The 13,341-nt window shown below is 57.6% G+C and carries 7 protein-coding genes; all 7 read right to left on the bottom strand.

The annotated features are described in order from the left end of the window. Window positions 1-12: 12 nt before the first annotated feature. Window positions 13-1,287 carry a histidine--tRNA ligase gene (gene hisS / locus ACWKXN_RS05755; RefSeq protein ID WP_032622984.1) on the bottom strand — a complete coding sequence of 425 codons (1,275 nt, stop codon included), beginning with the start codon at window positions 1,285-1,287 and terminating at the stop codon, window positions 13-15. 80 nt (window positions 1,288-1,367) lie between these two features. Next, window positions 1,368-2,486, bottom strand: coding sequence for a flavodoxin-dependent (E)-4-hydroxy-3-methylbut-2-enyl-diphosphate synthase (gene ispG / locus ACWKXN_RS05750; RefSeq protein ID WP_023308814.1), 1,119 nt, complete (start codon window positions 2,484-2,486; stop codon window positions 1,368-1,370). 26 nt (window positions 2,487-2,512) lie between these two features. After that, the gene (rodZ, locus tag ACWKXN_RS05745) at window positions 2,513-3,562 is read right to left on the bottom strand and encodes a cytoskeleton protein RodZ (RefSeq protein ID WP_454543457.1); all 1,050 of its coding nucleotides are present in this window, start codon (window positions 3,560-3,562) and stop codon (window positions 2,513-2,515) included. Window positions 3,563-3,855: 293 nt separating this feature from the next. Further along, on the bottom strand, window positions 3,856-5,022 hold the full coding sequence (locus ACWKXN_RS05740) for a bifunctional tRNA (adenosine(37)-C2)-methyltransferase TrmG/ribosomal RNA large subunit methyltransferase RlmN (protein ID WP_014171168.1): 1,167 nt from the start codon (window positions 5,020-5,022) through the stop codon (window positions 3,856-3,858). A 169-nt stretch (window positions 5,023-5,191) separates the two neighbouring features. Further along, window positions 5,192-5,623, bottom strand: coding sequence for a nucleoside-diphosphate kinase (gene ndk / locus ACWKXN_RS05735; protein WP_003860625.1), 432 nt, complete (start codon window positions 5,621-5,623; stop codon window positions 5,192-5,194). Window positions 5,624-5,779: 156 nt separating this feature from the next. Beyond that, the gene (pbpC, locus tag ACWKXN_RS05730; protein WP_454543456.1) at window positions 5,780-8,104 is read right to left on the bottom strand and encodes a peptidoglycan glycosyltransferase PbpC; all 2,325 of its coding nucleotides are present in this window, start codon (window positions 8,102-8,104) and stop codon (window positions 5,780-5,782) included. Between the two features lies 1 nt (window position 8,105). After that, window positions 8,106-13,058 carry an alpha-2-macroglobulin family protein gene (locus ACWKXN_RS05725; RefSeq protein ID WP_454543455.1) on the bottom strand — a complete coding sequence of 1,651 codons (4,953 nt, stop codon included), beginning with the start codon at window positions 13,056-13,058 and terminating at the stop codon, window positions 8,106-8,108. Window positions 13,059-13,341 lie beyond the last annotated feature (283 nt).

Here is a 13,341-nt window from a genome sequence, read left to right as displayed (position 1 = left end):
CAGTCCTTCTCCTTAGCCCAATAGAGTGCGCAAGTGCGCCGCAACGCCGTCCTGCGTTACCGTTGTCTGCTCACCAGAGCGCAGGTCCTTCACCACCACTTCGCCGTTAGCCACTTCGGACTCGCCCAGCACCAGTGCAATACTTGCGCCCCACTTATCGGCACGAGCAAACTGTTTTTTAAAGTTGCCGCCGCCATGGTTGGTCATCAGCTTAACGCCCGGCAGCGCATCGCGCACGCGTTCGGCAAGCTGCATCGCCGCAGACTGCGTTTCCGCGCCTGAAGCCACCAGGTATATATCGACAACGGAATCTGCTTTAAATTCCGGATTAACTGCCTGAACCAGCAAAACAAGTCGCTCAAGGCCCATCGCGAAGCCAACAGCAGGGGCTGCGCGACCTCCAAGCTGCTCAACCAGACCGTCATAACGGCCGCCCGCACATACGGTGCCCTGAGAACCGAGGCTGGTGGTCACCCACTCAAACACGGTACGGTTGTAGTAGTCCAGACCGCGCACCAGGCGCTGATTCACGGTATAGGCGATGCCTGCCGCTTCAAGCAGCTTGCACAGGCCCGCGAAGTGTTCGCGAGATTCTTCATCCAGGTAGTCACCCAGCGCAGGCGCATCGTTCAGCAGTGCCTGAACATCCGCGTTTTTGGAATCCAGAACGCGCAGTGGGTTGCTGTACATGCGACGTTTGCAGTCTTCGTCCAGCTTCTCTTTATGCTGTTCCAGGAACGCCACCAGCGCATCGCGGTAGTTAGCGCGTGCTTCCAGAGAACCGATAGAGTTCAGCTCAAGAGAAACGTGATCGGCGATACCGAGGGCGCGCCACCAGCGGGCGGTCAGCATAATCAGTTCAGCGTCGATGTCCGGGCCCTGCAGGCCAAAGACTTCCACGCCCAGCTGATTGAACTGGCGATAACGACCTTTCTGAGGACGTTCGTGGCGGAACATCGGGCCGATATACCACAGGCGCTGCTCCTGATTGTACAGAAGACCATGTTCGATGCCGGCGCGTACGCATCCCGCCGTACCTTCCGGACGCAGGGTCAGGCTGTCGCCGTTGCGGTCCTCAAAGGTGTACATCTCTTTTTCAACCACGTCGGTGACTTCACCGATCGCGCGTTTGAATAACGGGGTCTGCTCTACAATCGGCAAACGGATTTCACTGTAACCGTAGCTGCCGAGCACCTGCTTCAGTGTGCCTTCAATGCGCTGCCAGATGGCGGTTTCGCCAGGCAGATAATCGTTCATGCCGCGGATGGCTTGAATGTTTTTTGCCACGTTTATTCTCTTTCTATATACAAAAAAAACCCAAAGAATGGGTTCAATCATACATGGGAAGCGGCACGCTTCCCATCACGTTATTTTTCAACCTGCTGAACGCTGATACGCTGTGTTTCGTCCATCATGGCGGCTTTGGCGCGGATGCGGGCTTCAAGCTGGTCGATCATGTCGCTATTATCCAGACGATCTTTACGAACGCCATCTTCATAGAGACCACTTTTCTTGTTACCGCCGGTTACGCCCAGGGTTGACACCAGTGCTTCACCCGGACCGTTTACCACGCAGCCGATGATGGAGACGTCCATCGGGGTGATAATGTCTTCCAGACGCTGCTCCAGGGCATTCACCGTGCCGATCACATCAAACTCCTGACGCGAGCAGGTTGGGCAGGCAATGAAGTTGATCCCACGCGCGCGAATGCGCAGCGACTTCAGGATATCGAAACCGACTTTGATCTCTTCGACCGGATCGGCCGCCAGCGAGACGCGCAGGGTGTCACCGATCCCTTCAGAGAGCAGCAGCCCCAGACCGATCGCAGATTTTACAGAGCCGCTGCGCAGGCCGCCCGCTTCGGTTATCCCGAGGTGCAGAGGCTGGTCGATCTGTTTTGCCAGTAGACGATAAGACTCTACCGCCAGGAACACGTCGGACGCTTTTACGCTGACTTTGAACTGATCGAAGTTAAGACGATCGAGATGATCGACATGACGCATCGCGGATTCGAGCAGCGCCTGTGGCGTAGGCTCGCCGTATTTTTCCTGCAGGTCTTTTTCCAGGGAACCGGCGTTAACGCCGATACGGATAGGAATATTTTTATCGCGGGCGCAGTCCACGACCATGCGGATACGCTCTTCGTTACCGATGTTGCCCGGGTTAATACGCAGGCAATCGACGCCGTATTCGGCCACTTTCAGTGCGATGCGGTAGTCGAAGTGGATATCAGCCACCAGCGGAACGCTGACCTGCTGTTTGATCAGTTTGAACGCCTCAGCGGCATCCATGGTCGGGACGGAGACGCGAACAATGTCCGCGCCTACACGTTCTAATGCTTTGATTTGATTGACCGTCGCTTCTACATCGGTAGTGCGCGTATTGGTCATCGACTGAACGGCGATAGGTGCCCCATCGCCGATTGGCACATTCCCAACGTAAATCCGTTTCGATTTTCTACGTTGAATCGGAGCCTGGTTATGCATGAAAAATCTCCCGCGTTGCCCGTCTGTTACTGTGCTGCTGATTGTTCGGCATTAACGGTAAGACGTGCAACCTGGTTAGTTCTGATAAAGCGGCTCAGGTCGACAGGTTTTCCTTGATACTGGATCTGTACCGCTGCCGGAGCGCCGATTTTAAGTTTATAGGGAGCCTGGCCGGTTAGGTTTAACGTGCCATCTTTACGCTGCAGGCCGCTGAACAGTTTTTTACCTGTCGCGTCAGTCACTTCCAGCCAGCAGTCGGCGCTGAAGTTCATCACCAGCGCGTTGGGATCGGCTGCTGTTGCCGTACCCGCCGGGTTGGTTGGCAGAGACGCTGCGCTATTGTCTGCAGGCTGAGTAGCCGCAGGCTCGTTCGCCGCAGTATCAACATTCGCCTGAGAAGGGGCGACAACCGCGTTTTGATCCTGAGCCTGCGGCGCAGCGGTGTTAGCCGTTGCTGCCGGAGCCTGTGCTGCATCGGTGTTAGCCGTTGCTGCCGGAGCCTGTGCTGCATCGGTCGCCGACGCGTCTGGCGCTGCGGTCTGTGGCTCGCTGGAGGACGCTGCACCGTCGGTATTCAGCGGCACGTTCTGGGCATTCTCACTTCCGGCCTGGTTGAGTTCAGCAGAGGATTGATCGGCCATGGTGGTGATCTCTTCCTGCTGGGCTTTGTGGTTTTGCCACCACCATGCGCCCGTCAGGCCAATCACCACAAACAGCACCAGCCAGGTAAAGCTCATCAGCCAGCCATCGCGTTTTTTACGACGTTTCCCCAGGGAGAAGGTCTGCATCGGCGCAACTTTTGCTGCACGGACCGGCGCCTGCTTCTCCATCATTGGCAGTAATTCGTTTTCGGGGATATGGACCAGTTTTGCGTAAGAGCGGATATAACCGCGCAAGAACGTTGAAGCCAGATCGGCAGGCGCCTTATCTTCTTCAATATCGCGAACCGTGGAAACCTTCAGGCACAAGCGTTCCGCAACGGCTTGCTGGCTGAGTCCGAGTTGTTCACGGGCGTTGCGAAGACGAACGCCAGTGGAGAGTGCTTCATGTTGGTCGTGAGTGGCTTCAGTATTCATTCGCTACAACTACTGGTACGTGAAAAATAAGGGTTCAGGTGCCGGTGAGTCACAATGCCACCCGCACCGCGAAACTTCTGGTCAGTTAACCTTGAACAGAGAGTATAAGACTGTCAGCCCGGAGATGACAGTACAGCCCTGCCCGTACGGCTAAACTGTTGTTACGTCGTTACATACTGCCCGAAAGTCGGATGAAACGCACCGTAATTATTGTTCAGTCATCACGAATCTGACTGATTATTCAGTAAGACCAGGCTTCACGGCGCAGATAATGCGCCGTGAGTGCATAATAATCAAACAGCTTTAACCGCGATCGTCTCGCCCTGCATGCGTTTACGCAGGGTACGTTTGGTACGGTCAATAACATCACCAGCCAGCTGTCCGCATGCTGCATCAATGTCATCACCACGGGTTTTACGCACGATAGTGGTGAAACCATACTCCATCAGCACCTTGGAGAAACGGTCGATACGGCTGTTCGAGCTACGGCCATACGGCGCGCCCGGGAACGGGTTCCATGGGATCAGGTTGATTTTGCATGGCGTATCTTTCAGCAGTTCAGCCAGCTGATGCGCATGTTCGGTACCGTCGTTGACGTGGTCAAGCATCACGTACTCGATGGTGACGCGGCCCTGGTTGGCGTTGGATTTCTCCAGATAGCGACGCACCGCAGCGAGGAAGGTTTCGATATTGTACTTTTTGTTGATCGGCACAATTTCGTCACGAATTTCGTCGTTTGGTGCGTGCAGGGAGATCGCCAGCGCAACGTCAATCATGTCGCCCAGCTTGTCCAGCGCAGGCACAACGCCAGAGGTAGACAGCGTGACGCGACGCTTGGACAGACCAAAACCGAAGTCATCCAGCATGATTTCCATCGCCGGAACGACGTTGGTCAGGTTCAGCAGCGGCTCACCCATCCCCATCATCACCACGTTGGTGATAGGACGCGTACCGGTTACTTTTGCCGCACCGACGATTTTCGCGGCACGCCAGACCTGGCCGATAATTTCTGACACGCGCAGGTTACGGTTAAAGCCTTGCTGCGCGGTTGAGCAGAATTTGCACTCCAGCGCACAGCCTACCTGAGAGGAGACACACAGCGTGGCGCGGTCTTCTTCCGGGATGTAGACGGTCTCAACGCGCTGATCGCCTACCGCAATCGCCCATTTGATGGTGCCATCTGCGGAGCGCTGTTCTTCCACCACTTCCGGTGCGCGGATTTCAGCCACTTCCTTGAGCTTGTTGCGCAGGACCTTGTTGATGTCAGTCATGTCATCAAAATTGTCGCTGCAGTAATGGTACATCCACTTCATGACCTGATCGGCACGAAACGGCTTTTCGCCCATCTCTTTAAAGAACTCGCGCATCTGCTGACGGTTCAGATCCAGCAGGTTGATTTTTCCATTTTTATTGGGAACCGCAGGAATGGCGACTTCGGAGGTATTCACTAATTCAGACATAATATTTTCCGGCCTCGTTGTTACACGTTATGGCCCATGGAGGGTTGAATAGAAACGCCCCGGAAAGCAGTCTGCTCGTCCGGGGCGTTGCATTGTACAAAGTCTGGCGCAGGGATGCCACGTCTGGACGCGGCATTTACGAAAATAATGTGTAAACGAAACCGTTAAATTAACGGGTGCGTGGACACACTTCACCTTCTGCGAAGAAGAAAGCGATTTCGCGTGCAGCAGATTCAACAGAGTCAGAACCGTGGGTACCGTTCTCGGTGAAGCTGTCTGCGTAGTCAGCGCGCAGAGTACCTGCCAGCGCGTTGTCCGGGTTGGTTGCGCCCAGCAGGTCACGGTGACGCTGTACTGCGTTTTCGCCTTCCAGCACGGATACCACGATTGGACCGGAGGTCATGAACTCAACCAGGCCGTCAAAGAATGGGCGACCTTCGTGCTCAGCGTAGAAACCGCGAGCCTGCTCAACGGTCAGGTGCAGCATTTTGGTGCCAACAATTTTGAACCCTGCAGATTCAAAGCGAGCGAAGATGCTGCCAATAACGTTTTTTGCCACCGCGTTTGGTTTGATGATGGAAAAAGTACGTTCAATAGCCATGATAACCTCTGTCAATGTTCTGTTGTTTTGCATACCTGAGTATGGTGTGGCGCGGATTATAATGAGCAATAGCGCCATTGCCTATGGATTCAGGTAACATTTTTTTAAAATAAGACGAGTTTTAGCAACAGCTCACATCAGAAAGCTATTTTCAGGTCACTGCAGCGTAAAATTCACCGTCGCGACCTGACCGGTCTCATCCATAACGAGTAATTGATAATCGCCCGATTTATCAAGCTGTAATGTGTAAACTCTTCCCTTCACATTCAGCGGTTCACCGTTCAAAAACCACCAGCGCTCACCGCTATTGCCGGTCGCCTGAAGCGGCAGCGAAACGCGGGATTCCCCCGGCAGACGTTTGATGACGGCCCCTTCACGCACGCCTGTCAGGATCAGTGGCGCAGGTGCGTCCTGCGACAGCGGAGGACAGGTGGTTGAGGAAGGAGGGACCCGTACCGCGCGACGCTCGGTCGCCGGCAGCCACGGCTCCAGCGGCAGCGGCCAGACATCCAGGACTTTTTCAGTTGCATCAGGGCAATCTGCCGCCACGCGTTTACCCGTTTTATCCAGCCAGACCGGGAAGCGAATGCCGCGTATGCCTTCCTGTTCGGGCAATAGCAGCGTGGGCGGTTCACTCCCTTCCAGCAGCCAGGTCGACAGGCGACGCCGACAGTTTTCACTCCCTTCCGGCAGCGACTGGCCGCCCGGCCAGCAGATTACGCCCCGCCCGACGCTCTCCGGACGCGGGTCGCGCGGCAGGCGGGCTTCGTCTACCGTTGAGCGTGACTGAAGCAGATTATTTACCTGATTTAAGAGTGGAACTGCGCTGGCGAAACCAAACTGCCCCGCTACGGGCGTGCCGTCCGGTCGTCCTGTCCAGATGCCTATTACGTAACGAGCATTCAGACCAATCGCCCATGCATCACGGTAGCCGTAGCTGGTGCCGGTTTTCCACGCCAGCGGCGCGATCTGCGGTAACGCATTATCCGGCAGCGGCTGCGCCTCGTTCGCCAGAATACGGCGAATAATCCACGCCGAGCCTTGCGACAGCAGCGGACGTTCAATGAGCGGATCGCCCGGCTGTAACCGCAGCCTTCCCGCCTTACCGTGTCGGGCAAACGCGCTGTAGGCCGCGGCGATATCGGCCAGCCGGGCGCCTGCCCCGCCGAGGATCAGGGACAGATTTGGCTGCGCCCCCGCAGGCAGGATCAGCGGCAAGCCTGCGTTGCTCAACATCCCGGCAAAACGTTTTGGCCCGTAGGCTTCCAGTACCTGTACCGCGGGCAGGTTGAGGGAGCGCACCAGCGCTTCACTCATGCTGACCGGTCCGTGGAACCCACTGTCAAAATTCCCGGGGCGATAATCACCGGTTTTTCTGGGAACGTCCTGGAGAAGAGAGGCGGGATGGATCAGGCCATCGTCCAGCGCCATACCGTAAATAAAGGGCTTTAAGACCGACCCCGGGGATCGGATCGCATTGACCATATCCACGTGGCTAAAACGCGTGTCATCGTTAATATCCACCGAGCCGACCCAGCCGCGCACTTTCATATCGGTGTGATCCACGACGATCATCGCCAGCGAGCTGCGTGCCGGCAGGCGAGATTTCCAGTTCATCGCCAGTTCTTCCAGCTGCCGCTGCAGTCCGGTATCCAGCGTGGTGATAATTTTTGCGTCGCGACTTTTGCCGAGCATCATGCGCGCAAAGAGCGGCGCCAGCTGCGGCATCTGTCGGGGCGCCAGCCATACCGATTCTTCCCGTGATTCTTTAACCTGCTTCGCGGACCAGACGCCCTGCGTTACCATGCGGTCGAGCACTTTGTTGCGCGCCGCCTCGGCCCGTTCAGGCCAGCGGTCCGGACGCAAGCGGCTGGGTGCCTGCGGCAGTACCGCCAGCAGCGCCGCTTCGGAATAGCTGAGCTGCGACGGCGGTTTGCCGAGATAGGTCCAGCTTGCCGCCCCGACGCCCTGCAGCGTGCCGCCAAACGGAGCGCGGTTGAGGTAAAGGGTGAGAATGTCGCGTTTGGAAAGATGCCACTCCAGCTGCATCGCCCGCCAGAGCTGACGAACTTTGCCGCCAAAGGTGCGCGGATGCGGGTCCAGCAGGCGTGCCACCTGCATGGTGAGCGTGCTTCCACCAGAGACGACTTTGCCAGAACTGAGATCCTGCCAGGCAGCGCGCAGGACAGAGAGCGGGTTTACGCCTGGGTGATCCCAGAACCAGCGATCTTCATACTGGATCAGCGCCTCAAGGTAGCGGGGAGAGACCTCTTCAATGGTAACCGGGTAGCGCCAGATCCCGTCGCTATCGGCAAAACGCCAGAGCGGCGTGCCCTTCTCATCTACCACCACCCGGGCGGGATTAACCTCTTTCAGAGGCAACGGCCACAGGCGGTCGGCGGCGACAATCAGCCCCCATAAAACGAGAAGCGCTCCCGCCAGCCATAGCCAGCGGGAGCGTGTCAGACGTGCCATTTGCATATTACGGAACAACAATCAGCGGGCCGCTGGCCGCCCCCGTTGCCCGCCACTGCGGAACGTACATAGACTCCACCATCGGGACCGGCACCTGATAGGTTCCCGGCGTCACGGCACGGGCCAGATAGACCAGCGTGACCGGCTGACCTTCGTTTACCGGCACGGCAGCCACAAAGCGGTCGTCGCGGAACTCCATATGCTGAATATCCGCCTGCTGCATCTGGCTGAGCAGGTTCTGTACCTCACTGCCGCTGTCCTGCAGGCTGGCGCTGCTGCTCGCCAGGTTCTGGTTTTCGAGCTCCAGACCCGCAGGGAGCAGATCCACCACCAGCGCATCCGGCACGTTCTGGCTGGCTTTAACGTCCAGCCACACCAGCACCAGCTCACCGCTCTTCAGCGATGAGAGCGATTTACTGCTGCCGTCGGTTGCCAGGATATGACGTTCAACCTGCAGCACGTTCGAGCTCGGCTGAGGGGCATATTCCGGATAACCGGTGCTGTCCAGGCGTACCCACAGCGGTGTTGTCCCGGTATTGGTCACCTGCAGCGCGCCAAGCTGGTCGCCGTTCACGTTTTGCACCAGTGACTTATCGCCGCCTGATGCGGTCTCAGACAGCGAAGTTTTCGCCTGCCACGCACCAGACAAGGTTTGCAGCGAGCGTCCAGCCAGGAACAGCGCATTGCTCTCCTGCGTTGACAGCCAGCGCTGGCTGAAGGCCTGTTCAGACAGGGCATTCAGCAGCGTATTTTGCGCATCAGGCAGCAGCTTGTACTCCTCCAGAAGAGAGAGCATCAGCGCGTTATCGCGAAGCTGGCTGCCGTAATCGGCCATCCAGTTTTTGCTGTCGTTGCGCGGGGTTTTGAGCGCCAGATCCAGCGCCTGCTGGCTGCGCGGCGCATCGCCCATCAGTTTGAGCGCCATGCCCAGCTGCATCAGCGGCAGCCCGGAAGCCGCCTGGGCGTGACGATCCCAGATTTCACGCAGCGCGCCCAGCGGCGCTTTCTGCTGACGTGCCAGCACCAGCGCGGCATAGGCCTGCACGGCAAACTTGCTGGCCTGAGTATCATCGCTGTAGCGAATGGACATCATGCCCGGATCCTGCAGGTAGCGCAGCAGGCGGTTATTGGCGTTATTCACTGCATCGGCAGGTACGCTGTAACCCTGCTCGCCCGCGCGCACCAGGAAGTCGGTCACGTAGGCCGTCAGCCAGTACTCTTCCGAACCGTTTTTATCCCACAGCGCAAAACCACCGTCTTCACGCTGCATCTGCAGCAGACGGGAGATGCCAATATCAATCGCTGCACGGCGCTTGTCATCGGTGTCGCCCTTGATGCCAAGTGCAGTCAGCTGCGCCGCGTTGGTGTAGAGCGACGGGAACAGGCCACTGGTGGTCTGTTCCAGGCAGCCATACGGGTACGCCTGCAGTTCGCGAATATAGCGCGCCAGGTTAAGCGGTGGTTTGCCGCTCAGCAGCAGTTGCCCCTGCAGGGTAGCAGGAGAGAAACCGTTACTATGTTGCGCCGGTGCGGTCCAGGACTCGCCGGGGTTCAGCATGGTACCGGTATTCACCGTCTGCGCCGGGAATGCCGGACGCACGCCGATTTTCCAGCTCTTCTGCTGCGGTGCGAAAGTCTCGCCCGGAAGCTGTAGGCCCGTAACCTGTGCTGTCACCTCACCGTCACCATAACCCTCCAGCGCACGCACCGGAATAAACAGGGTACTGCGCGCGCCAGGAGACAACTGAACCGGCTGCGGCTGGCCGCCTTCCAGCGACAGTTTTCCTGTCGCGGTCAGGGCGACGTTAAGCGTTTGCGGCTTGTCCGTCAGGTTGGTGAGATCCAGCGTCAGCCGTGAGGTGTCCCCGCTTGCCAGGAAGCGCGGCGTGTTAAGCTCGGTAATGACCGGCGCAGCCACCACAACCTTGCTTTCGCTGCTGCCAAAATCGTCTTCCGTCCAGGCCTGCGCCATCAGACGCAGCTCGCCGTTGAAGTCACCAATCGGCAGCGTAATCGTGCCTTCTCCGTTGGCATCCAGCGTAACCGGCTGTGCCTGCTGGGCAATAATGGTGACGTGGTTCACCGGCGGCTTACCGCCGCGCTTCAGCTCATCACCGTCACCACCAAAGCGCAGCGCGGCCAGGCGGCCCTGCCCTTCGATGACCTGGCCGTAGATATCGTAGATATCCGCGCCGTAGCGTTTCTGACCGAAGAAAGCCTGCCACGGATCGGGCGTAACGTAATCGGTGATGTTCAGCACGCCGCTGTCAACCGCCGAGACCAGTACGTTCACTTTCTGCGGAACCGCACCCTCTTTCACGCTGGCTTTCACCTTCACAGAGAGCGTCTGGTTTGGACGCATTTTCTGCGGGTTATCGAGCGCAATGTTCAGACGACGATTTTCATCGCCCATCGGCAGATGCAGCAGGCCGACCGCGCGTTTCGGCGTGGCGGATTTCGATTTATCCCCAGGACGAACCACCAGCGCACTCAGGTAGAGATCGTGACGTTTCCAGGCTTTGTCGACCGGGATAGTGAGATCAAGCCCGTTTGCCGGGACGTCGATCTCTTTCCACCACAGCGGCCCTTCGCTGGACTCGATCATCGCATAGCCCTTACCTGCTGCCGGCGCTGCAATGTGCAGGTTAATGGTATCGCCTGGCTGATAGGCTGGCTTATCCAGTTTCAGCGTCACGCGGTCAGGACGTGCAGCCCCGGTGCCGTCGCTGTTATCCTGCCAGCTGTAGCCTGCCCAGAAGCGCACGCTGCTGACCATCTCATCAGGCGCTTTAACTTCCAGACGGTATGAGCCCCACTCCACCGGGAAGGTGACTTTACCCGTCTCGTCGGCCTTGAGAGTCAGCTCCTGCTCGCCTTCAACCAGATCTTTCTGATCGAACTGAGACTGCCAGCCTTCGCTCTCAGACCAGTTCCAGAAGTAGTCGCGGCGCTCACGGATCAGGCGTACCTGTAAACCGGAAACCGCCTTTTTCGCTCCGCTGGCATCGGCATAAACGATGTCGAAGCTGGCGTTGCCGTTCTCGTCAACAATCGGTTGGTTGACGGTGGTATCGGTGCGGTAGTCGTAAACGGCTTTACTGGCGAACTGAGGGCGGATACCCGGCAGCTCAGCCGCTGGCCAGATGGCCTGCTCAGCGCGACGCGTCACCGGACGGCCGCCGGACTCCAGCAGGCTGGCCTGCAGGATCAGCTGCAGCGGAGAGTGGACCTCTTTCCACTGGCTTTCGGTGGTTACCTGCCCACGCCCCTGCTCATCCAGCGTAAGCTGAACTTCATCCAGACTGCGGCTCAGGTTCTCCTCAGCGATATCACCAAACTGGAAGCCCGGCAGCGCAGCCACCGCGTCACGCAGCGGACGCAGGAAAAGCTGGCCCTGCAGAGAATTACCGTTGGCCGGTGCGCCATACAGGTAATAGCCCACCACGTTAAAGTCCACGTTATCCTGCGGTGAAACCGGCGATTTTTGTCCGCTCAGGTTGAGCGCCATACGCTCGGGCATGAAGTCTTCGACGTGGAAGTCCCACAGGCGCTGCAGGTTATCGCCCGTGTTGGCGCGGATATGCCACATACCGGTCTGCGCCCCGCTGTCCAGCGGATAGTTAAAGCGATAGAGCCCGTTCTCTGGCTTGACGACAATCGTACGCGCAACCTGTCCATCCGGGCGCAGCACGTCAAGTTTTACGGGCTGATCGGGAAGCGGCTTACCGTCACTGTCGCGCAGTAAGCCGTTGAGGATCACCGTTTCACCCGGACGATAGAGATCGCGCGGGCCAAACATAAAGAATTGCTTGCTGTAGCCGGGGCGACCGGCAATATCGAACTCCGCCAGATCCAGCGCCGGAAGCTTGAGGTCAAGCAGCGTGGTCTGGCCGTCTTTGCTCGCCAGAATCAGCGCGGCTTCTTTGTCCGTTTCAAGCTTCGCATGACCGTCGGCATCGCTCTTCGCCTCAGCAAGAGTCTGGCCTTTATCGTTCAGCAGCGTGACGGCCACTCCGGACTGCGCCGCACCGTTTTCCAGACTCTGAGTGAAAATATCCAAGCGGTTATGGTAACGGTGAGCGGACAGGCCAATATCGCTTAGGGTAAAGAGCGTTGCGGCATTGCTGTAGTTATAGTGCCCAGCCTGGTTCATGACCGCGATATAAACGCCAGACTGCTGGAGCGGTTTAATATCCTTCAGGGGCAACAGCAATTTTTCGCGCGTGTTGCGCGCCGGATTAAGATCGAATCGACCGGTGTAAACCAGCTCCGCCATCTTCAGCAGGTTATCGGATTCCCAGTTGGTCAGCGAGTTACGGTACTCCCACTGGCTGACAAGGGAGGCCAGCGATTCCGGCTTCACGCGGTAAAAGTTGACATCAACATTGTTGACGTTGAGCGCCATCACCGGCAGACCTTCCACCACTTTGCCCGGCAGCAGCGAGCCGCGGCTGGCAAAACCAACGGTGGGTTCAATGTCCCGGGTGGTCAGAGCTTTTTCATAATCAATGCCAAACGTCGCCTTGTTCAGCGCCTGCAGGTCACGTTCAACGGTGACGACCAGGTTGCGGTTAGGCTCCAGATGACGCAGGCGAAGCTCTTTCAGGTTAGGCGCAAGTTCCCACGCCCCGTCAACCTTGCCGCTTTTCTTGTCCACGACATGCACCGTTTTGGCGAAATCCTGATCGGGATTCAGCGGAACAGAAAAGGTCAGCACCAGCGTGGCGGCACCGTCGAGCTGAACTTCTGAGGTATCCAGCAACGTCAGCGCTTTTCCCTGAGTCTGGGCAGCCAGTTTAGCCAGCGCTTCAGCATTGGGCTTTTCTGCAGCTTTCGGTGTGGATGCGGTGGATGCCGCGGGAGCCGCAGCCTGAGTTTTATCGTCGCTGTTATCACAGCCGACAAGCGTAAACGTGGTGAGCAGCGCAAGAGAGAGCGCGGCTAAGCGAAACGGTTTCATCCTTTGTCCCTGGCCCAAGGAGCCTGTTGGTCGTCGTCCGGATAAGTATTATCCGCAAGTTTCATTAATTCAAAAAGGCCAATTTTAAAATCTGGAAAGCGCCTCGCAGAACGGCATCACGCCGCTACGCCGTGATGGAACCGCGATCACAGCACATAACGTCACATGTTACCTTTCAAGTCATTTGTTTTTAAAACAAGAAGATAGCTGGCTAAGCTCGCCCGAAGGCTGCTAGTTTTATGACCATGACGCACCCCGAGTGCGCGGTTCAAAAAGAGAGAAA

The organism is Enterobacter sp. UPMP2060 (genome assembly GCF_053709655.1).
This window is presented reverse-complemented; position numbering and strand designations above follow the sequence as displayed.